Origin of the sequence: Pseudomonas sp. (assembly GCF_030690725.1) — a bacterium.
Taxonomy (GTDB): Bacteria; Pseudomonadota; Gammaproteobacteria; order Pseudomonadales; family Pseudomonadaceae; genus Aquipseudomonas.
This window is the reverse complement of sequence record NZ_JAUYGD010000038.1, coordinates 64,103-84,254: the sequence shown is the minus strand read 5'-3', so window position 1 is coordinate 84,254 and position 20,152 is coordinate 64,103. Positions and strand designations below refer to the sequence as shown.

18 protein-coding genes are annotated in these 20,152 nt (G+C 62.5%); 8 read left to right on the top strand and 10 right to left on the bottom strand.

The features are described 5' to 3' along the window. Window positions 1-4: 4 nt before the first annotated feature. The 8 genes from dhbA to Q8O69_RS10115 all read right to left on the bottom strand — a co-directional run bounded on the left by dhbA (window position 5) and on the right by Q8O69_RS10115 (window position 11,846). On the bottom strand, window positions 5-763 hold the full coding sequence (dhbA, locus tag Q8O69_RS10150) for a 2,3-dihydro-2,3-dihydroxybenzoate dehydrogenase (protein ID WP_371136094.1): 759 nt from the start codon (window positions 761-763) through the stop codon (window positions 5-7). Between the two features lie 154 nt (window positions 764-917). Beyond that, window positions 918-4,037: an amino acid adenylation domain-containing protein gene (locus Q8O69_RS10145; RefSeq protein ID WP_305591776.1), complete on the bottom strand. Its 3,120-nt coding sequence runs from the start codon at window positions 4,035-4,037 to the stop codon at window positions 918-920. After that, complete coding sequence (locus Q8O69_RS10140) at window positions 4,034-4,906, bottom strand: isochorismatase family protein (protein WP_305591774.1); 873 nt, start codon at window positions 4,904-4,906, stop codon at window positions 4,034-4,036. The genes Q8O69_RS10145 and Q8O69_RS10140 overlap by 4 nt, the downstream gene beginning before the upstream one ends. Window positions 4,907-4,919: 13 nt before the next feature. Further along, on the bottom strand, window positions 4,920-6,560 hold the full coding sequence (locus tag Q8O69_RS10135; protein WP_305591772.1) for a (2,3-dihydroxybenzoyl)adenylate synthase: 1,641 nt from the start codon (window positions 6,558-6,560) through the stop codon (window positions 4,920-4,922). After that, a complete protein-coding gene (locus Q8O69_RS10130; protein ID WP_305591770.1) occupies window positions 6,557-7,729 on the bottom strand; it encodes an isochorismate synthase MenF in 1,173 nt (390 codons plus the stop codon). The genes Q8O69_RS10135 and Q8O69_RS10130 overlap by 4 nt, the downstream gene beginning before the upstream one ends. Before the next feature lie 273 nt (window positions 7,730-8,002). Then, window positions 8,003-9,937, bottom strand: a complete 1,935-nt coding sequence (locus Q8O69_RS10125) for a UvrD-helicase domain-containing protein (protein WP_305591768.1) — start codon at window positions 9,935-9,937, stop codon at window positions 8,003-8,005. A gap of 114 nt (window positions 9,938-10,051) precedes the next feature. Then, entirely contained in the window at window positions 10,052-10,654 is a 603-nt protein-coding gene (locus Q8O69_RS10120) for a glutathione S-transferase family protein (protein ID WP_305591766.1), read from the bottom strand. Window positions 10,655-10,688: 34 nt separating this feature from the next. After that, window positions 10,689-11,846 (bottom strand): PLP-dependent aminotransferase family protein, encoded by a 1,158-nt coding sequence (locus tag Q8O69_RS10115; protein ID WP_305591764.1) that lies wholly within the window; start codon window positions 11,844-11,846, stop codon window positions 10,689-10,691. Window positions 11,847-11,957: 111 nt separating this feature from the next. Here Q8O69_RS10115 and Q8O69_RS10110 point away from each other — a divergent pair, with 111 nt between their 5' ends. The 3 genes from Q8O69_RS10110 to Q8O69_RS10100 all read left to right on the top strand — a co-directional run bounded on the left by Q8O69_RS10110 (window position 11,958) and on the right by Q8O69_RS10100 (window position 14,427). Beyond that, on the top strand, window positions 11,958-12,389 hold the full coding sequence (locus tag Q8O69_RS10110) for a MarR family winged helix-turn-helix transcriptional regulator (protein ID WP_275961499.1): 432 nt from the start codon (window positions 11,958-11,960) through the stop codon (window positions 12,387-12,389). A gap of 230 nt (window positions 12,390-12,619) precedes the next feature. Beyond that, complete coding sequence (locus tag Q8O69_RS10105) at window positions 12,620-13,231, top strand: LysE family translocator (protein ID WP_305591762.1); 612 nt, start codon at window positions 12,620-12,622, stop codon at window positions 13,229-13,231. After that, window positions 13,231-14,427 carry a benzoate/H(+) symporter BenE family transporter gene (locus Q8O69_RS10100; protein WP_305591760.1) on the top strand — a complete coding sequence of 399 codons (1,197 nt, stop codon included), beginning with the start codon at window positions 13,231-13,233 and terminating at the stop codon, window positions 14,425-14,427. The genes Q8O69_RS10105 and Q8O69_RS10100 overlap by 1 nt, the downstream gene beginning before the upstream one ends. Window positions 14,428-14,491: 64 nt before the next feature. Here the strand turns inward: Q8O69_RS10100 and Q8O69_RS10095 are convergent, their stop codons facing one another. Together Q8O69_RS10095 and Q8O69_RS10090 are read right to left on the bottom strand one after the other, a co-directional pair. Then, window positions 14,492-15,568 (bottom strand): 3-deoxy-7-phosphoheptulonate synthase, encoded by a 1,077-nt coding sequence (locus Q8O69_RS10095; protein WP_305591813.1) that lies wholly within the window; start codon window positions 15,566-15,568, stop codon window positions 14,492-14,494. 169 nt (window positions 15,569-15,737) lie between these two features. Beyond that, window positions 15,738-16,157 carry a PilZ domain-containing protein gene (locus tag Q8O69_RS10090; RefSeq protein ID WP_275961496.1) on the bottom strand — a complete coding sequence of 140 codons (420 nt, stop codon included), beginning with the start codon at window positions 16,155-16,157 and terminating at the stop codon, window positions 15,738-15,740. Between Q8O69_RS10090 and Q8O69_RS10085 the strand changes: the two genes are divergently transcribed. From Q8O69_RS10085 to cysB, 5 genes are all read left to right on the top strand, one after another. Further along, window positions 16,156-16,542: a thioredoxin gene (locus Q8O69_RS10085; protein ID WP_305591811.1), complete on the top strand. Its 387-nt coding sequence runs from the start codon at window positions 16,156-16,158 to the stop codon at window positions 16,540-16,542. The genes Q8O69_RS10090 and Q8O69_RS10085 overlap by 2 nt on opposite strands. Continuing rightward, complete coding sequence (locus tag Q8O69_RS10080) at window positions 16,542-17,489, top strand: putative 2-dehydropantoate 2-reductase (RefSeq protein ID WP_305591758.1); 948 nt, start codon at window positions 16,542-16,544, stop codon at window positions 17,487-17,489. The genes Q8O69_RS10085 and Q8O69_RS10080 overlap by 1 nt, the downstream gene beginning before the upstream one ends. A gap of 9 nt (window positions 17,490-17,498) precedes the next feature. Next, window positions 17,499-18,404 (top strand): 5'-nucleotidase, encoded by a 906-nt coding sequence (locus Q8O69_RS10075; protein WP_305591756.1) that lies wholly within the window; start codon window positions 17,499-17,501, stop codon window positions 18,402-18,404. Window positions 18,405-18,562: 158 nt separating this feature from the next. Next, window positions 18,563-19,063, top strand: coding sequence for a universal stress protein (locus tag Q8O69_RS10070; protein WP_305591754.1), 501 nt, complete (start codon window positions 18,563-18,565; stop codon window positions 19,061-19,063). Between the two features lie 113 nt (window positions 19,064-19,176). Continuing rightward, a complete protein-coding gene (gene cysB, locus Q8O69_RS10065; RefSeq protein WP_275961493.1) occupies window positions 19,177-20,151 on the top strand; it encodes an HTH-type transcriptional regulator CysB in 975 nt (324 codons plus the stop codon). Window position 20,152 lies beyond the last annotated feature (1 nt).

The window sequence follows — 20,152 nt, the reverse complement described above, 5'->3', positions numbered from 1 at the left end:
CCTCTTAGTCGGTCAGGCTTGCGCCGCCGTCAACCACGATGTCTTGCAGGGTGATGTGGCTGGCCAGGTTGGAGGCCAGGAACAGCACGACGCTGGCGACCTCTTCCGGGGTGGCGATCTTCTGCAGTGGGATGCCCAGCTTGAACTGCTCGGGAAAGCCGGCGATGGTGCGCGCTGGCGCGTCACTGCTGTGCCACATGCCGCGCTGCATCGGTGTGTCAGTGGAACCCGGCGACACCAGGTTGCAGCGCACGCCATGGGTCGCCAGCTCCAGGCCGGCGGTGCGGATCAGGCTGCTCAGCGCAGCCTTGGACGCGCTGTAGGCAGCCATCTGCATGCGCGGCACATGCGCCGCGTTACTGCTCACCGCCACCACTGCGCCACGCCGCCAGGCCTTGAAGCGTGGCATCAGTTGGCGCAGCAGGTAGAACGGCCCGGAGACATTCACCCGCAGGCAGGCATCCCAGTCCTCCAGTGCCAGCTCCTCAATCGGCGCCAGACGCAGCACGCCGGCGACACTGGCCAGCACATCGATCACCCCGTGGGCACCCAGCAGCTCAAAGCAGGCCTGCTGCACCGCCTGGGCATCGCCAATATCCAGCACATAGCGGGTAAAGCCGTAATTCTGCTCGGGGAAGCTCAGATCGAAGCCGATCACCTGCCCACCCAACTGGGCAAACCCCTCCGCCACGCTGCGGCCAATGCCCTGGCCGGCACCGGTGACCCAGATGGTCTGACCGCTGAAATCCATTTGTCTGTTCATCTACATGCTCCTTAGAGCCTGTTCACGATCTCGCGAGCTAGAGCGATACAAGGCAAAAACAAGCAAGGAAGCGGAATTTACGAGCGGTAAATGAGCATTCCGAGCTTGTTTTTAACGCAGTAGCGCCGACGCGCAGCAGATCGTGAATAGGTTCTTACCAAACCTGTTCCACCTGCGCCTCGCCCTGCAGCACGCGGCTGTCGAGGAAGTGGCAGAAGTCAGCCAGACGCGGGTGATCGAAAACATCGGAGACCTTCACCGCCGTGCCGAACTCACTGGCCAGGCGGTTAACGATCTGGATGGTCTGCAGCGACTGCCCGCCCAGCTCGAAAAAGTTGTCCGCGGCCTGAATCGCATTGACGCCGAGAATCTGCTGCCAGATGCTGCGCACCCGTTGCTGGGTCTCATCGTCCAGCGCCTGCTCGCGTGAGCCTTGCAGGTACTCCGTTTGCAGGCGCTTGCGGTCGAGCTTATTGGTGGCGGTGCGCGGCAACGCCGGGTAGTGCCGGTAGTCGGTCGGCACCATGGCCGCCGGCAGCAGCTTGCTCAGTTCCTGGCGAATGCCGCGCACGTCATCCCGCGGACCACTGATAAAGGCCACCAGCCGGCGCAGCCCACCGCCCAGTTCCAGGCCCTGCACGCAGGCCTCATCGACGCCACTCAAGGCCAGCAGGCGCGACTCGACTTCGCCGGGCTGGATGCGATAGCCGCTGATCTTGAACTCGTTATCCAGACGGCCGAGGTAAACCAGCCGGCCTTCCTCTATCCGCACCCGGTCACCAGTGCGGTAGACCTGTGTCTGTTGCGCGCCAATCAGCAAGCTGGCAAAGGCTTGCGAATCGCTGCCAAGGTAGCCGTTGGCTAACTGCGCGCCGCACAGCACCAGCTCGCCCTCCTCGGCCGGACGTTCGCCACGGCCCAGCACCAGCGCCGTGACGGCGGCCAGCGGCTGACCAATCGGCAGGTTGGCGCTACTCGTTAGGCTATCGCTGGCCGGCGCGACGCCTTGCAGATCGCAGGTAGTCGCCACCACCGTGGTTTCGGTCGGGCCATAGGTGTTGATCAGGCGAATCGCTGGCGGGGCCATGCGCTGCCAGGCCGTCAGCTGTTCGGGATAGACCGCCTCGCCGCCGATGATCACGCTCTTCAACCCACCCGGCACCTGTACCAGGTCGGCGCGCAGGGCCACCACCCACTCGTTCCAGAAGGCGGTCGGCAGGTCGAGCACACTGATTGCCAGTTGCTCGAGACCCTCGACAAAGGCGCTGATCGACTCCAGCAGCGCATCGGTACGCAGCACCAGCGTCGCGCCGGCGCTGAGGCTGACAAATACCTCCTCAATGCTGGCGTCGAAGTTGAACGGGGCGAACTGCAGCATGCGGTCCGAGGCATCCACGCCATAGCGCAGGCGCGCCGCCTGGATAAAGTGGTCCAGCGCGCGATGGCTGATTTCCACACCCTTGGGCGTACCGGTGGAGCCGGAGGTAAACATCAGGTAGGCCGCCGCCTCGCCCTGACGTGGCGCGCAGAGGCGATTGGCGCTGTGCAGCACGCCAGCCAGTTCGATCGGGCCGCTGTAGCTATCGGCCAGGCGATGGCGGAACGCCGCCTCGGTAACCACCAGCGCCAGCTGCGCGGTGGTGCAGATCAGCCGCTGGCGTTCGCCAGGCTGCTCCGGATCGAGCGGCACATACACCGCCCCCGCCAACAGCACGCCGAGCTGAACGACAATCGCCTCGGGGCTGCGACTGAGCATCACCCCGACCCGCTCGCCCGGCTGTACGCCACGTTCACTCAAGGCGGCGGCGATGGTTTCGGCCTGCGTTTGCAATTCGCCGTAGGTAAGCCTGCGCTCGCCCTGGCACAGCGCCAGGTGCTGCGGCTGGCGTTCGGCCTGGGCGCGAATGGCCTGTAGCACGCTGCCGACCTCGGCCATGGCGACCTGCTCGGCGGTCGGCGCGCTGAGCAGATGCTGCGCGCGGTACTGCGCGCTCCAGGCGCTCAACAACTGATCACGCGGCTGTTGCGGGGCCTGCAACCAGGCGGCCAGCAGGCTGAACAATTCCTCCTGCAGCGCGCGCACCTGCGCCTGGCTGTAGCACGCCGGGTTGGCGTCGTAATCCAGCAGCGGCACGCCGTTAGCCCCCAGGTGCACTTCCAGGGTCAGGTCTTCCACCGGACCGGCGCTCAGGCTCAGGGTGCGCGCCGGACAGTCACCGAAGGTCTGCGGCCGGTCGAACGGCATGATATTGATCAGCGGGCCGAACAGGCGCTGCTCGCCACCGACCCGAGCGAGATCGCGGCGCAGTGACTCGTAGCGGTAGTGCTGATGCTTGCGGCTGCTGCGGCGCAGCTTGCCGATGCTCTGCGCGGCTTCTAGCAGATTGGCCTGATCGCTCAGATCGAGGCACAGCGGTGCGATGTTCATCTGCATGCAGGGCACGTTGAAGGAGGCCGAACCCATGCGGTTCATCACCATCAGACCGAGCACCTGGGCGGCGCTGCCGCTGACCTGGCGCAGCTGTGCCGACAGTGCGGCCAGCAGCAGGTCTGGCCAGCCAAGCTTGTTGGCCTCGGCCAGTTGATTGAGGGCCTGCCACAGCGCCGGCGGAAACGCTGCCGAATGACGAAGGAAGGTCGCCGAAATAGGCGCGACGCGCTCGCTAAAGCTGACTGCCTCGGGCAGCGCACCCAGCTGTTCACACCAGTAGTCGCGAGCCGCAGCCGTGCGGCCCTGGCTTTCGCGCTCGGCGTCTTCAGTCAGCACTGCGGCGTAGTCACCAAACTCGCAAGGCGCAGCCGCCTCATCGCGCAGAGACGCACCGTACAAATCGGCAACGCGCTGATAGAGCAGGTTGCTGCCGTAGCCATCGAGGGCGATGTGGTGAATGCAGCCGTAGAGAAAATCCACCTGCTCGCCCTGCAGCAGAGTGAAGCGGCATGGCAGCTCGCGTTCCAGATCGAACGGCTGGCGAATCTCGGCCATGCCCCACTGCTGCACCCAGGCCTGGGCATCGACCCCGACCGGTATTTGCACCTGCGCCACACTGAGCGGCAGTTCGGCAGGGTTGAACCACACCTGCTCGCCATTGACCACGAAATGCCCGGACAGCGCTTCGCACTCGCTGACCGCCTGGCGCAGCGCGGCGAGCAGCGGCGGCGCCTGGATCTTGCCGGCGAAGGCGATGCATTCGGCGGTGTTGAACATGGCGCGGTCTTCATTCAGCACATAACCGTGCCACAGGCCCTGCTGGGCGACTCCCAAGCGCCTCATGCGGCACCGCCATGCTGTTTGATCAGGCTCCACCAGCCGTTCAACGTCGGCGTCTTGGCCAGATCGGTGAAACTCAGTTCCAGACCTTGCGCGCGCCACTCACTGAGCAGCGCCATCACCTGAATCGAGTCCAGGCCATAGTCGAGCAGGTTCTCGTCGGGATCGAAGGGTTCGTCCAGCTCATCCAGCAGGCTCAGCAGGCGCGCCTGCAAGGCGGCGCGGGTCAACGCCGGAGCGCCCGCGCGGCCCAGGCTGAGCACATCGGCGCAGCGAACCACCTGGCCACAGCGGGTCGCCACATAATTCAGCGCCATCTGGTGGTCGGCCTGGTTAAAGTCGGCCACGCCATCGGCCAGCAGGAACGGCTGGATGTCACGCATAAAGGCGTCGCAGGCGGTCATCAGGCAGCCGATATGAGCGTAGATGCCACCGATGATCAGTTGGTCGCGCCCCAGCTCCTTGAGCATGTGCTCCAGCGGCGAGCGCTGAAAGGCGCTGTAGCGCCACTTCACCAGCACCGTATCGTCGGGCTCCGGGGCCAGCCCGGCGATGATCGCCTGGCGCTCGGGGTGCTGGGTAATGCCCGGCCCCCACATATCATTGAGCAGGGCCCGTTCGGCGTCGCTTTGCACGCCGGGCTGGGCGGTGTAGACCACTGGAATGCCCAGCAGCTTGCACTGCGCACGCACTGCTGCCAGCCGCTCGACCAAAGCCTGAACGAAGGCGCTGTCGGCCTCCCAGAAGTCGGCGAAGTACGCCTGCATATCGTGAATCAACAACACCGCGCGGGATGGATCAAGCGTCCACGTGACCTTGTCTGGCGTCCATTCGCTGGGAATGCTGTAGGGCTGCAGAGCCGGGATAGCCATGGGCAGGATTTCCTTATTCAGTAGGGGCTGATTCAGTAGGAGCCAGGTGGGCCGCGATCCGCTGGCGCAGACGGGTCTTGTCGACCTTGCCGACGGCGGTCATGGGCAGCCTGTCGAGGTGTTCGAAACGGTCGGGCAGCTTGTAATCGGCCAGGCCCAGGCCACGCAGAAACTTGCGCAAGGCGATGCTCTTGAGCGCCGGGTCACGGCTGACCACGAAGGCGCAGCTCTTCTCGCCCAGCGCCGTGTCGGGCATCGCCACCAGCGCCGCGTGGGTGATTGCCGGGTGCGCCATCAGCAGGTTTTCCACTTCTTCGGCGGCGATCTTCTCGCCACCGCGATTGATCTGGTCCTTGATCCGCCCGACCACCTCCAGATAGCCATCGGCGCGCAGCCGCACCAGATCGCCGGAGCGGTAGAAACCATCGGCATCGAAGGCCTGGGCGTTGTGTTCGGGGCTCTGGAAATAGCCGCGAATGGTGTAAGGGCCACGGGTCAGCAGCGCACCGATCTCACCGACCGCCACCGGGTTGCCGGCGCGGTCGAGCACGCGCACTTCATCCGCCGGGCTCATCGGGCAACCCTGGGTGCCATAGACGTGCGCCTCGTCATCATCGAGACGGGTGTAATTGACCAAGCCCTCGGCCATGCCGAACACCTGCTGCAGGCGACAGCCCAACTCGCTGCCAATCCGCTGTGCCTGTGCCTCCGGCAAGCGCGCGCCGCCGACCTGCAACAGTTGCAGGCTGGCCAGCTCTGCCGCTCTCCCGCTAGCGGCCTGCAACCACAGCGACAGTGCCGGCGGCACCAAGGCGCTGACATTCACTTGGTGGCGGGCGATTAGCGGGAAGCAGGTCGCCGGCCCCGGATCGGCCGCCAGCACCACGCCGCCGCCGGCATGCAATACCCCCAGCGCGCCAGGCGAACTCAACGCAAAGTTGTGCGCGGCCGGTAGCGCGCAGAGATAGCGGGTGTGGCGGTCGAACGCGCAGATTTCCACGCTACGGCGCACGCTGTAGGCGTAATCGTCATGGGTGCGCGGAATCAGTTTCGGCGTGCCGGTGCTGCCACCGGAAAGCTGGAAGAACGCCACCTGATCGGCTGGCGTCGGTGCATAGGCACGCAACGCGACAGCCGGCTCCAGCCAGGCGCTTAGCGACCGCGTAGGGTCGGCATCGCCATCGAGCAGCATCGTGCCGAGCTCAGGAATAGCGGCCCGCAATTCGTCGAGGAAACTGTCATCAGCAAACAACGGATGCTGGCGACTGCCGATAAACAGCCGCGGGCGCACCTGCCCAGCGTAAGCCAGCAGCTCCAGGCGGCTATGGCTGAACAGCGCGTTGACCGGGGCAATACCCGCCTTGAGCAGGGCAAAGAAGACGATATAGAACGCGGCCTGATTACCTAACTGAACCAGCCCCCGATCACCCGGCCCGAACCCCTGATTGGCCAGGCGCTGAGCCAGGTGAGCGGCCTGCGCATCCACGTCGGCATAGCTCAGCTGGCGTTCGCCACAGATCAGCGCAATCGCCTCGGGTTGCGTCTGCACCTGGGCTTCAAGCAGTTGCGTCAGCGGCTCACCGCGCCAGTAGCCGGCCTGGCGATAGCGCGCGGCAAATTCCGCCGGCCAGGGCGTGAACGGCACCAGACTCATAGCGCCTCCCGTTCCAGGCCGAAGGCCGAGAGCATGGTGCCGAGCTTGTTGCCGGTCTCCAGCCACTCCGACTCCGGACAGGACGCGGTAACCAGCCCCGCGCCGGCAAACAGACTGACCCGCGTGTGCTCGACGATGCCGCAGCGGATCACCACCGCCCATTCGCCGTTGCCATCGGCATCACTCCAGCCGACGATGCCGCCAAATACGCCGCGGTCGAACGGTTCCAGCTCGGCGATCAGACGCTTGGCTGCCGCCGTCGGGAAACCGCACAACGCAGGCGTTGGGTGCAGACGACAGGCTAGGCTTAGCGCGGACGCAGGCGTATCTAGCTCGCCAGCGATCTGCGTCGACAAATGCCAGAGCCGCGCGGTTTTCAGCAACGAAGGCGCCTCGGCCACGCTCAGGCTGCGACACAGCGGGCGCAACTGGCGATCCAGTTCCTGGATCACCAGGCGATGCTCGTGCAAATCCTTGGCCGATTGCAGCAGCGCCTTCGCCACCAGCGCATCGGCAGCAGGATCGGCCAGCCGCTTGGCTGAGCCGGCCAGTGGATTGGAGGTGAAGTGCCGACCGTGTTGACGCAGCAACAGCTCGGGGCTGGCGCCGATCAGCACGCCGCCATCCGGCAAATCCATGGAAAAGTGGTAAGCCTCGGGGTTCTGCTGGCGCAGCCCCTGGAACACCGTGGCGGCGCAGGGTGCGTTGTCGAACTCCAGCTGCAACAACCGCGACAACACCACCTTGCTCACCTGGCCGCCACGCAACACTTCAACCGCTCGGCCTACGGCCTGCTTGAAGCCAGCCTGATCCGGCTGTTCAGTGCATTGCCGGGCCTTGCCGCAGGGTAAACCGCAAACCCTGGTTGGCGGTGCGACTGGCAACAGGCGCGAAACATGGCGCGGAACAAACAGACTGGACGGCTGCTGCTTGTCGAAGGGAATCACCCCAACCACCAGCGGCTGGCCCAAGCCCGCCGCCCTTGCCTCGGCAAAGGCCGCCTCTACCGCCCGTTCAACGCCGTGACCATCCTCACCTGCCGGTGTCTCGATGGCCTTGAAACAGCCGCCGGCCTCAACCCCGCCTTCGGGGGAATAGAACCTATAAGTGGGCGCATAGATATCGCTCCACGGGGAGCCCCCACGAGCGACACGCGTCAATGCATTCACTCCAACCTCCATATCTAACGCTAATACGAATAATTAGCATTTACAGAAAGGAGGCAAAACTAACCACTCGCAGAAGTTGCGTCAATTTATTTCTAAGGCTCTAGCCCGAGGGTTACTGAGACGAAATGGTGGGATTTGCAGCCATCCGCAGCGAACCTGCAGCCCGCATGCGGCTTTGGCCGGCAAGTGCAGCGATCCCGTCTGGGTGAATAAGCAAAAGTGATTTAGCCAATCTGCCAACGACATCGCAGCACTGACACCAAGAGGGAACTTCTACTTGCCCCGCCCCGCCAGGATGCGCGTTGCGCCCTGGGTTTTCTGGCAGTACCAGAACACCCGGCTGACCCCGCGGGTGATCGCCACGTAGGCCAGGCGCAGGCTTTCATCCTGCATGGCCTGGTCGTAGCTGTTGCTGAAGAAGCCCGAGTAGGCGTACAGCGCATTGCGCAGCGGGTGCGGTTCGGGCGGGTGGCAGTCGTCGAGGATGATCGCCACTTCGGCCTGCAGGCCCTTGGCGCGGTGGATGGTGTAGGCCTTGACCGGCAGTTTCTTATCCAGCTGCGCGGTGATGGCCTGCAGCGGCTCATTACGCCGACTGAGCAGCAGCACCGCATTGCGCTCACGGCTGTTGCGCCCGGCCGCATAGGCGCACTGCTCGCTGATCTGCTTGAGCAGTTCCGGCAGGCGTGCCTTGCTGTCGAAACGCTGGATCAGGCGCACGCCGTGATCGCCCGACTGGGTGGGTTTGATCGCCTGACTGGCCTTTGCCTGTTTATGTTGCACGCCGCCCAGCAGCGCTTCGGCGTCGCGGATAATCGGCTCAATCGAACGGTAGTTGTTGGCCAGGGTCAGCACGGCACTGCGTTTGGCTTTGCCTTTACCGGGAAAGTGCCGGTCGAAGTCGATAAACAGCTCCGGTGAGCTGCCACGCCAGCCGTAGATCGACTGCCAGTCATCGCCGATGGCCATCAGGCTGACGGTTGCGCCCTGCCCGGCTTGGGCACGCTGTACGGCCTGCAGCCACAGTACGATCTGCGGCGAGATGTCCTGAAACTCGTCGATCAATAGATGGCTGAATGGCGCCAGCAACTGCGCCGAAACGCCCTGCCCGCCAGCTCTCAACCGCACCGTCAGCTGGGCAAAGGCGCCATTAAAGGTCATCAGTCCCTGCGCCTGCAGGCAACGCTCGAAGTACGGCCAGAACAGCAACAGAGCATCGCTGAACTCGCGTACAGCTGCCGAACCAGTCAGCGCCTGGGACTGCATAGCCGACACATCAATACCGATGCTCTCGGCAAACCCGGCCTGGGCGTAGAACGCCTCATACAGCGGCGCAGCACTGAACTCGCCTGCCAGCTTGTAGGCATCCAATGGCGCCTTGGGCAGGCGCTTACCCGTATCGGCTGGCGGCGGCAACTGCAGCAGACTGTGCACCTTTTGCCGAAACGCCGGCTGTTCGGCATAGCACTGCTGATAAGCCTGTTTCAGCAGGCGCTGCTGAGCCGGTCGCAGGCGGCCGGCGCTTAGCGGGTTATCCAGTTCGCAGCTCGCCGCCTGTGGGTCATCTAACTGTTCGAACCAGCGCGGATTATCCAGCAGACTCTTGGCCACGCTACCCATGGCCGAGTGGAAGGTGCGCACGCACTGGCGCGCCTGACTGGCATCGAAGGGATAGTTGAAGAAGCCCAGTACCTTGAGCAGCTGTTCGCGCAACTCGGCGCAGGAGGCATTGGTAAAGGAAATCACCGTCAGCTGCTCGGGCTTGATGCCCAGGTGACAGAGCATAAACACCACCCGCAGCACCAGCGTGGTGGACTTGCCCGAACCGGCACCGGCGAAGATGCGCGTCAGCGGATGATGGCTAAAAATCATCGCCCACTGCTCATCCGATGGCGCACTCAGCAGCCCAGCCATTACCGCCCGCGCCACCTGCTCGCGCATGGCCTGAGCGTGCGCGGCTTCGACCGCCAGCATCGCCGGCCCGTAAATACCTTGAGTGCTTGGTTTACTCGCAGCGCGGCGTGGTTTAGCTGGCGACTTCGCGCTAGCAGATCGAGCCTTGGCAGGCGCTTTTTTCGCCCGTGGCGCAGGTTTTTTTAACGGCGCAGCCGCTTCACGCTCAGCGCGCAAATAGGCAGTGGTATGAGGGAAGTAGCGCGCCAGAGCAGCGGACAAAAGCCGCTTGTAACGCTGAACAGCAGATGGCATTCGCGACCCAGCCAGAAGATAGATCGTTGAATGATAAGTGCTTTTTACGGCGAGCTGGCGACTGAGCAGTGAGAAAGCGCAGCGCCTCTCACCGCTCAGTTCACCCGACGGCTATCAGTCGAGCATGCCGATATAGCGCGGGTGGCTGGCAACCCGCGCCAGCCAGGTGCGGATGGCCGGATACGGGGCCAGGTCGAAGCCGCCCTCATCCGCCACATGGGTGTAGGCGTACAGGGCGATATCGGCAATCGAGAAGTTCTCGCCAACCAGATAGGGCGTGCGCTGCAGCTGCTTTTCCATCACTTTGAGTGCCTTGTGACCGCGCACATGGCACTCCTCGTACTCGTTGCGGCGCGCTTCTGGCAGGCCCTGGTACAGCTGGATAAAGCGCGCCACCGCGACATAGGGCTCATGGCTGTACTGTTCGAAGAACTGCCACTGCAGCACTTGGGTGCGCAGGCGCGGCTCGCTGGGCAGAAACGCGCTGCCATCGGCGAGGAAGTTGAGAATGGCATTGGACTCCCACAGACAGGTGCCGTCGTCCAGCTCCAGCACCGGGATCTTGCCGTTGGGGTTCTTGGCCAGGAAGGCGTCGCTCTGGGTCTCGCCCTTGAGGATATCAATCGGTATCCACTCATAAGGCTGATCCAGCAGGTGCAGCATCAGCTTGACCTTGTAGCAGTTGCCCGAGCGGTAATCGCCATAAACCTTATACATATCGCCCTCCTCCTAAGCTGCTTGAACCCGTGGACTAGCTTGCTTGCGCCTGACGGATTACCTCGGCCAGGCGTTTGAGGCCTTCGCTCAAACGCTCCGGTGCGACGTGGCTGAAGTTAAGTCGCAAATGGCCCGGATGAGCGTCCGGGTCGATAAAGAAGGGTTCGCCCGGCATAAACGCCACGTTCTGCGCCAATGCCGGCGCCAGCAGCGTGCGAGTGTCCAGCGGCTGCTTGAGGGTCAGCCAGAAGAACAGCCCGCCCTGGGGAATCTGCCAGTCGGCCAGGTCGCTGAAATGCTCTTCCAGAACCGCCTGCATGGCATCGCGGCGGATGCGGTAGAAGTCGCGCAGCTCGGCCAGGTGACCGCGATATTTCTCGCTGCCCAGCCACTGCAGCGCCTGCCACTGACCGATGCGGTTGGTGTGCAGGTCCGCCGACTGTTTAAGGCGCAGCAGGTAGGGGAATAGATCCGGGGAGGCAATCAGGTAGCCAACGCGCAGGCCCGGCAGCAGGGTTTTCGACACAGTGCCGGTGTAGATCCAGCTGGCCTTCTGCAGGCGACTGACAATCGGCGTGGCGCTGCCTTCGTCGAACACCAGCTCGCGATAGGGTTCGTCTTCGATCAGGATCACGCCAAACTCGTCCAGCAGCGCCGCCACGGCGTCGCGTTTGGCTTCGCTGTAGCGCACCGCCGAGGGATTCTGAAAGGTCGGGATCAGGTAGGCGAAAGCCGGTTTGTGGTTTTCCAGGCGCTGACGCAAGGCATCAATCTGCGGGCCATCGGCTTCCTGTGGCACGGCGATGCAATCGGCACCGAACAGCTGGAAGGCTTGCAACGCAGCGAGGTAGGTCGGCGCTTCGAGCAGCACTTCGGTACCCGGATCGATAAACAGCTTGCTGGCCAAGTCCAGCGTCTGCTGCGAACCGCTGACAATCAGCACCTGGCTGGCATCGCACGGCACGCCAAGGGCACGCGCTTCAGCAGCAATCGCCTCACGCAGCGCCGGCTCGCCTTCACTCATACCGTACTGACCCATGCTGGCCGGCATGTCAGCCCACTCGACCTTCGGCAACATTGGCTCGGCCGGCAGGCCGCCAGCAAACGACATGACTTCCGGACGCTGCGCCGCGGCGAGGATTTCACGGATCAGAGAGCTTTTCAGGCGGGCAACACGTTCGGAGAAGGCCATGGATATCACCGGTAGCAAAGGCAAATAAAAATAGGTCAAACTGTTTGACCGAAATTCTGTTTGCCTGAAACTACGACGATCAACCCGAATACGTCAATAGGCTTGACCTTAATGCTTGACCTCAAGAGCACAACCACCCAGCAGACCGCCATGGAAGCTTTTTTCTTCGGCTACCAGGCATTTACTGCCAAGGCCGACGAAATGCTGGCGCGCCGTGGCCTGTCGCGAGTGCACCACCGCATCCTGTTTTTTATTGCCAAGTACCCAGGCCTGAGCATAAAAGAGCTGTTGGGCTATCTGGATGTGAGCAAGCAAGCGCTGAACACGCCACTGCGTCAGCTGCTGGAAATGGACCTGGTGCAGAGCCTTACCGCCGAAGACGACAAGCGCAAACGTCTGCTTGGTTTTACCGCCGAAGGCGCCAAGCTGGAACAGGCGCTGCGCCGCGAACAAGCCAGGTTGCTACAGCGGACCTTCGGCGAAGTAGGTGACGACGCGGTGCAGGGCTGGCTCAAGGTCAACCAGGCGTTGGCGGGGCGCTAAAAACACGCCTAGCCCAGGGTAGCCCGGATGCAATCCGGGGCGCATGTCGGGCCGCTTGAGCGGTCCCGGATTGCATCCGGGCTACGGACTGTACTGCCGCACCGGCAAAACTGTACCGGTATTATCCAAAAACACTTTCAAACTGTTACGCCCATTGCCCGCGTCGCTGTACCGCGACGCCTTGCCCCACGCCCCTTAGGCTGAGCAACACTGCCTCTGAGTGCTGCGCCATGACCACCGAACTGCTGCTCGCCTTTATCGCCTTTGCCTTTGTCACCTCGGTAACGCCGGGGCCGAACAATATGATGCTGCTCGCCAGCGGGGTGAACTTCGGCCTGCGTCGCAGCCTGCCGCATATGTTCGGCATCAGCCTGGGCTTTATGTTGCTGGTGGCCTCGGTGGGCCTCGGCTTGGGCCAGCTGTTCGAGCAAGTGCCACTGCTCTATAGCGTGCTGCGCTATCTGGGCGCCGCCTACCTGCTGTACCTGGCCTGGAAGATTGCCGGTTCTGGTGCGCCGGACAGCCAGAGCAACGCCGCCGGCAAGCCGTTCAGCTTCCTCCAGGCCGCAGCCTTTCAGTGGGTCAATCCGAAAGCCTGGATCATGGCCATCGGCGCCATCACCACCTACACCCCGCAGGAAAACTTCGTGGTCAATGTGCTGCTGATCGCCGCGCTGTTCGCCCTGGTCAATTGCCCCAGCGTCGGCCTGTGGACAGTCGCCGGCAGCCTACTGCGCAATTGGCTGAGCAACGCACGGGCCTTGCGCGTGTTTAATATCGGTATGGCACTGCTGCTGGTAGCCTCGCTGTACCCCATCTTCGCCGACACTGGATTGCTCTGATGCACGACCTACAGCAAGCCCGCCTACGGCCGCTGGCCGACACATCAACCTCGGCAGTGGTCGCCGGGTTTATCGCCATGCTCACCGGCTACACCAGCTCGCTGGTGCTGATGTTCCAGGCTGGCCAGGCCGCCGGACTGACGAACGGGCAGATTTCCTCGTGGATCTGGGCGCTGTCGATTGGCATGGCGCTCTGCTGCATCGGCCTGTCGCTGCGCTATCGCGCGCCGATCATGATCGCCTGGTCCACCCCCGGCGCGGCCCTGCTGATAACCAGCCTGCCCGGCGTGCCCTATAGCGAGGCGATTGGCGCCTATATCTTCGCCTCCGGGCTGATTGTGCTGATCGGCCTGACCGGCACCTTTGACCGCCTGATGCGGCGTATCCCCGCCTCCATCGCCGCCGCGCTGCTGGCCGGCGTGCTGTTCAAGATCGGCCTGGAAATCTGCGTGGCCGCCGAGCAGCAGCCGGTACTGGTGGTAGCCATGCTGGTCGCTTATCTGCTGGGCAAACGCCTGCTGCCGCGCTACGCGGTGTTGGCAGCGTTGATCGTCGGCAGCGTGCTGGCCGGGATTTTCGGCCTGCTCAATTTCGAGCACTTCGAGCTGCAACTGGCGGTGCCGGAATGGACTACGCCGAGCTTCTCCCTGGCGGCGGCCATCAGCATTGGTATCCCGCTGTTTATCGTCGCCATGGCCTCGCAGAACCTGCCGGGCATGGCCGTACTGCGCGCCAATGGTTATGACGTGCCGGCCAGCCCGCTGCTGACTACCACCGGACTGACGTCGATGCTGCTGGCGCCGTTCGGTAGTCATGGCATCCATATGGCGGCCATCAGCGCAGCGATCTGCGCCGGCCCGGAAGCCCACGAAGACCCGAAAAAACGCTACACGGCGGCCATCTGGTGCGGGGTGTTCTACGGCATCGCCGGTATCTTCGGCGCCACCCTGGCCGCGCTGTTTGCCGCGCTGCCCAAGGCATTGATCCTGTCCATCGCCGCGCTTGCGCTATTTGCCTCAATCATCGGCGGCCTGACCCAGGCCATGAGCGAACCGAAAGAACGCGAAGCCGCGCTGATCACCTTTCTGGTGACCGCCTCAGGCATGACCCTGTTCTCGGTGGGCTCGGCGTTCTGGGGGATTGTCGCGGGCCTGCTGACCCTAGCGATTCTTAACTGGGGCAAGCAGGACGCGTAATTCGCAGGTATAAAAAACGGGCTTATGCATACGCATAAGCCCGTTTTTGTTACAGCCGCTGTACTTAGCCGCGCTGACGCTTCGGCAGCACATCCTTGAGCTTGGCGTGCATGCCGCGCAGGGTTTTCTCGGTGCTTTCCCAGTCTATGCAGGCATCGGTAATGGACACGCCGTACTTGAGCTGGCTGAGGTCCTTGGGAATCGACTGGTTGCCCCAGCCCAGGTGGCTTTCCACCATCAGGCCGACGATCGACTGGTTGCCTTCCAGAATCTGGTTGGCAACGTTGTCCATCACCAGAGGTTGCAGGGCCGGGTCCTTGTTGGAGTTGGCGTGGCTGCAATCGACCATGATGTTCGGGCGTATGCCAGCTTTGGTCAGTTCCTGCTCACAAACGGCAACACTCACCGAATCGTAGTTCGGCTTGCCGTTGCCACCGCGCAGCACCACGTGGCCGTAGGCATTGCCCTTGGTGGTGACGATGGACACGCCACCTTCCTGGTTGATACCGAGGAAACGGTGCGGGCTGGAGACCGACTGCAGGGCGTTGATCGCCACAGTCAGGCCGCCGTCGGTGCCATTTTTAAAGCCCACGGACGACGACAGACCGGAGGCCATTTCGCGGTGGGTTTGCGATTCGGTGGTGCGTGCGCCGATGGCCGACCAGCTGATCAGGTCCTGCAGGTACTGCGGGGAGATCGGGTCGAGGGCTTCGGTGGCAGTCGGCAGGCCCATTTCAGCCAGGTCACGCAGCAACTGACGACCGATATGCAGACCATCCTGAATCTTGAACGAGTCATCCATAAATGGATCGTTGATCAGGCCTTTCCAGCCGACGGTGGTACGCGGCTTCTCGAAATACACCCGCATAACCAGATACAGACTGTCCGATACCTCGGCAGCCAGCGCTTTGAGGCGCGCGGCATACTCGTGGGCGGCCTTGATATCGTGGATCGAGCACGGCCCAACCACCACGAACAGGCGATGATCCTTGCCATCGAGAATATTGCGGATTACCTCACGACCACTGGCAACCGTGCGCAACGCAGCATCGGTCAGCGGAATCTCACGCTTGAGCTGTGCAGGGGTTATCAGGGTTTCGTTGGAGGCAACGTTCAGGTCATCAATCGGTAAATCAGCCATCGTGCTATTCATCAGTCAGAGTCATCAGGTCACGGGTGCCGGCCGCCAGCGATCCCCGTGTGGCGGAGCACAGCAATATGAGCACAGCGGGGAAGCCGAACCTTAGCGCGTATAGGCCTGGCTCGACAATGGGCTTGGCGGCTTAAGCCGCGCCGATGGGAGGATTCGGCTAATTCAGGCTAGCGCGGGAGAACTCGGCGGCATGCTGGCTGATCCACTCCTGCGCCACCACCTCGACCGGCAGGCTGCAGCCCAGTTCCTGCTCGCGCTGGTGGCGATAATGCTCAATCTGGCAGACCTGCTCGACCATGCGCGCGCGAAACAGCGTGTCCTCATCGACAAAGGCAATACCCACCAGGTATTTACCCTCCTGCTTGCGGCACCAGGCCACCAGGCCCGGATAGCGCGCATGCTCGCCGAACAGCGGAATACGCAGTTCGATGGCCGTACCACGGCGAAAAGCGCGGTTGGAGTTGCAAGCCACACCGCCGAGGCTGATATTGTTGAGCCGTTCTTTGGGTACAAATGCCTGTTTGCGCAGCACTAATTCAACCGGCATATCACTGGGATGACGCAGAAAGTGACGCATCTATGACTACCTCGGATGCCATCAATTTGATACCACATTGGCCAGTATAGTGACTGAACTGGAACTGACCGATTTAGATGCAGATCGCCATCTACTCGACTTGCCTGGCACTTCACTGCTGATATTTACCAGCATAGGTTGTGCCAGTTGCCGTTGGGCGCGCCGTGAGCTGCCTAATTTGCCCCTGCCGATACAGCGCCTGGCCTGGGTCGACGCGGCCAACAGTGGCGGTTTAGTGACGCGTTATGAGGTATTTCATCTACCCGCGTTATTCGTGATACGCGATGGTCATTTTTATGGCGCTTTGCAGAGCCGTCTGCAGGCTGCCGAACTTACTCAGGCGCTGGACACTGCCCTGTCGCGCCCCGCAGAGGAATTACCCTGATGAATGCAGCACCCCGTATCGGCATTATCGGCTCCGGCGCGATTGGCGGTTTTTATGGCCTGATGCTGGCCCGCGCTGGCTTTGATGTGCACTTTCTGCTGCGCAGCGAATTCGCCGCAGTGGCCAGCCAGGGCCTGCAGGTCAATAGCGCCGTGCACGGCAATCTGCACCTGCAACCGGTGCAGGCGTACCAATCGGTTGCCGATATGCCGCCGTGCGACTGGCTGCTGATCGGCGCCAAAACCACCAGCAACGCCGAACTCGCCCCGCTGATCAGCCAGGCCGCTGCGCCCGGCGCCAAGGTGGTGCTGATGCAGAACGGCCTTGCCGTAGAAGACGAGCTGCGCCCGCTGCTGCCGGACTCGCTGCACCTGCTGGGCGGCCTTTGCTATATCTGCGCCCATCGCAGCGCACCGGGGGTGGTCGAGCATCAGGCTCTGGGCAGCGTCAACCTGGGCTATCACTCAGGCCCGGCGAACGATGCCGAGAGCCGTCAGCAGATCCTCGAACAAGGCAGCGCTCTGTTCCAGGCTGCTGGGCTGGACTCCACCGCCATGGCCGAGCTGAACCAGGCGCGCTGGCAGAAACTGGTGTGGAACGTGCCCTACAACGGTCTGGCCGTGCTGCTGAACAGCGCCACCACGGCGTTGATGGCCAACGCCGACAGCCGTGCGCTGATCGAAGCGATCATGCAGGAAGTGGTGGATGCTGCTGGCGCCTGTGGCTATCAGTTACCCGCTGGGTTTGCCGGCAAGCTACTGGCGGCCACCGACCGCATGCCGGATTACCTGCCGAGCATGTACCACGACTTCACCCTGCAGCGCCCACTGGAACTGCATGCCATCTATGCCGCGCCGTTGGCCGCTGCGGCCCAGGCCGGCTGTGGCATGTCGCGCACCGAGATGCTTTATCAGACCCTGCGTTTTCTCGAACAACGCGCGCAATAGGACACAGCCATGAGCAAGGGATTAGGCGACAAACTGGTGCTGGCGATCTCCTCGCGGGCGCTGTTCGACCTCAGCGAAAGCCACCGCATCTATGAAAGCCAGGGCGTCGCGGCCTACCGCCAATACCAGATCGAGCATGAGGACGAGATACTCGCCCCCGGTGATGCCTTTCCCCTGGTCGAGAAGCTGCTGGCGCTGAACACAGCACTCAAGCAGCAGCGGGTCGAGGTAATTCTGGTCTCGCGTAATAGCGCCGACACCGGCCTGCGCGCATTCAACTCGATCCAGCACTACGGCCTGGGCATCTCCCGCGCGGCTTTTGTCGGCGGGCGCAGCCCCGACCCTTATCTGGCCGCATTCGGCTGCCATCTGTTTCTCTCCACCCATTCCGAAGATGTGCGCAGCGCGCTGCGGGCCGGCTTCGGTGCGGCGACCATCCTTTCCGGCGGCGCTCGGCGGGCGGCCAGCAATGAGCTGCGCATTGCCTTCGACGGCGATGCCGTGCTGTTTTCCGATGAATCCGAGCGGGTCTATCAGCAGGCCGGCCTGGAAGCCTTCCAGAGTCACGAACGCCAGTCGGCCCGCGAGCTGCTCGGCGGCGGCCCGTTCAAGCCGTTCCTCGCCGCCCTGCACCGTCTGCAACAGGAGTTTCCCGAAGAGCAATGCCCGATTCGTACGGCGCTGGTGACCGCGCGCTCGGCGCCGGCTCATGAGCGGGTGATTCGTACGCTGCGCGAGTGGAATATTCGCCTGGATGAATCCTTCTTCCTCGGCGGCCTGGAAAAAGCCGCGATTCTGGAAACCTTCGGCGCCGACGTGTTTTTCGATGACCAAACCGGCCACTGCGAAAAAGCCAACAAGGTTGTGCCAACCGGCCATGTGCCACACGGCATCAGCAACGAACCGCAGCTCTAGTCCCCACGTCCCCGCGCGGGGGCGATCAGCCGCCCTCGCCGCTTACCCCCTACCTACGTATATAACCATTCGTCCTCAAAACCTCGGCTTTCTTTGACTTATCGATGGCGCTGCTAAGCTCAGATCAGGCCCGCCAGTCAGGCAGTCAAGGAGGCCGCATGATTCGCTCGATTCTCTATGCCACTGATCTAGGCCTCTACGCCCCCTACATCCTGCAACACGCTCTGGCGCTGACCCGTTCCTTCAATGCCAGCCTGTATGTGGTGCACGCCGTGGAGCCCATGGGCCTGTTTGCCGAGTCGGTGCTGCAGACCTATCTGGACGAAGAGCGACTCAAGGACCTGCGCACCAACGGCCTGAGCACGGTGATGGCAAGTATCGAGCAGCGCGTGCTGGAGGGTTTCCGCGATGAGATCGGCGAAGCCCTGCATGATCTGGAGCTGATCAAGGCAGTGCGCGTGGTACAGGGCGATCCACCGCTGGTGATACTCGATGAAGCGCAGCAACTCGGCGTGGATCTGCTGGTCCTAGGTAGCCACAGCCACGGCACCGATATGGATATTCCACTGGGGCGTACCGCCTCGCGCCTGGTGCAGTTGTCCGAAGTACCGGTGTATCTGGTGCCGATGCTGCAACACCGCAGCCGCGGTGATCTTTAAAAGAAGCGCAGCACTTTTTAATTTTTGGTCTAGATTTAATGCTTCAATCATCATTATGGTTATATAAAACGCCGGTAACCTGAACGGCTGTCTTTTTGCTTTGAGGGATTTTTATGAAGCTTCAGCAACTGCGCTACATCTGGGAAGTCGCGCATCACGACCTCAACGTTTCTGCCACCGCGCAAAGCCTCTACACCTCGCAGCCCGGCATCAGCAAACAGATCCGCCTACTGGAAGACGAACTGGGGGTTGAAGTCTTCGCCCGCAGCGGCAAGCACCTGACCCGCATCACCCCAGCCGGCGAGCGCATCATCAATACCGCCGGGGAAATCCTGCGCAAGGTCGAAAGCATCAAACAGATCGCCCAGGAGTTCTCCAACGAGAAGAAAGGCACCCTGTCCATCGCCACCACCCACACCCAGGCGCGCTATGCCCTACCGCCGGTGATCAGCGCCTTTATCAAGCAATACCCGGACGTAGCCCTGCATATGCACCAAGGCACGCCGATGCAGATTGCCGAAATGGCCGCCGATGGCACCGTCGATTTCGCCATCGCCACCGAAGGTCTGGAGTTGTTCAACGACCTGATCATGATGCCCTGCTACCGCTGGAACCGCTGCGTGGTGGTGCCCCAGGGCCATCCGCTGACCAAGCTGCCGAAGCTTACCCTGGAAGCCCTGGCCGAATACTCCATCGTCACCTACGTGTTCGGCTTTACCGGCCGCTCCAAACTCGACGAGGCTTTCAGCCATCGTGGCCTGACGCCGAAAGTGGTGTTTACCGCCGCCGACGCCGACGTAATCAAAACCTACGTACGCCTGGGTCTGGGCGTGGGCATCGTGGCCAAGATGGCCGTCGATCCAAAACTCGATCCGGACCTGGTGGTGCTGGATGCCGGCGAGCTGTTCGAAGCCAGCGTGACCAAGATCGGCTTCCGTCGCGGCACCTTCCTACGCGGTTTTATGTGCGACTTTATCGAGAAGTTCGCCCCGCACCTGACCCGCGACATGATGGCCAAAGCCGTGCAATGCCACAGCAAGGTCGAGCTGGAAGAGCTCTTCGAAGGCGTTGAACTGCCGCTGCACTGAG

What these genes read in the sequence shown, in the direction of transcription:
- dhbA (WP_371136094.1), bottom strand. Translation starts at nt 763, where the DNA reads ATGAACAGACAAATGGATTTCAGCGGTCAGACCATCTGGGTCACCGGT.
- Q8O69_RS10145 (WP_305591776.1), bottom strand. Translation starts at nt 4,037, where the DNA reads ATGAGGCGCTTGGGAGTCGCCCAGCAGGGCCTGTGGCACGGTTATGTG.
- Q8O69_RS10140 (WP_305591774.1), bottom strand. Translation starts at nt 4,906, where the DNA reads ATGGCTATCCCGGCTCTGCAGCCCTACAGCATTCCCAGCGAATGGACG.
- Q8O69_RS10135 (WP_305591772.1), bottom strand. Translation starts at nt 6,560, where the DNA reads ATGAGTCTGGTGCCGTTCACGCCCTGGCCGGCGGAATTTGCCGCGCGC.
- Q8O69_RS10125 (WP_305591768.1), bottom strand. Translation starts at nt 9,937, where the DNA reads ATGCCATCTGCTGTTCAGCGTTACAAGCGGCTTTTGTCCGCTGCTCTG.
- Q8O69_RS10120 (WP_305591766.1), bottom strand. Translation starts at nt 10,654, where the DNA reads ATGTATAAGGTTTATGGCGATTACCGCTCGGGCAACTGCTACAAGGTC.
- Q8O69_RS10115 (WP_305591764.1), bottom strand. Translation starts at nt 11,846, where the DNA reads ATGGCCTTCTCCGAACGTGTTGCCCGCCTGAAAAGCTCTCTGATCCGT.
- Q8O69_RS10110 (WP_275961499.1), top strand. Translation starts at nt 11,958, where the DNA reads ATGCTTGACCTCAAGAGCACAACCACCCAGCAGACCGCCATGGAAGCT.
- Q8O69_RS10105 (WP_305591762.1), top strand. Translation starts at nt 12,620, where the DNA reads ATGACCACCGAACTGCTGCTCGCCTTTATCGCCTTTGCCTTTGTCACC.
- Q8O69_RS10100 (WP_305591760.1), top strand. Translation starts at nt 13,231, where the DNA reads ATGCACGACCTACAGCAAGCCCGCCTACGGCCGCTGGCCGACACATCA.
- Q8O69_RS10095 (WP_305591813.1), bottom strand. Translation starts at nt 15,568, where the DNA reads ATGGCTGATTTACCGATTGATGACCTGAACGTTGCCTCCAACGAAACC.
- Q8O69_RS10090 (WP_275961496.1), bottom strand. Translation starts at nt 16,157, where the DNA reads ATGCGTCACTTTCTGCGTCATCCCAGTGATATGCCGGTTGAATTAGTG.
- Q8O69_RS10080 (WP_305591758.1), top strand. Translation starts at nt 16,542, where the DNA reads ATGAATGCAGCACCCCGTATCGGCATTATCGGCTCCGGCGCGATTGGC.
- Q8O69_RS10075 (WP_305591756.1), top strand. Translation starts at nt 17,499, where the DNA reads ATGAGCAAGGGATTAGGCGACAAACTGGTGCTGGCGATCTCCTCGCGG.
- Q8O69_RS10070 (WP_305591754.1), top strand. Translation starts at nt 18,563, where the DNA reads ATGATTCGCTCGATTCTCTATGCCACTGATCTAGGCCTCTACGCCCCC.
- cysB (WP_275961493.1), top strand. Translation starts at nt 19,177, where the DNA reads ATGAAGCTTCAGCAACTGCGCTACATCTGGGAAGTCGCGCATCACGAC.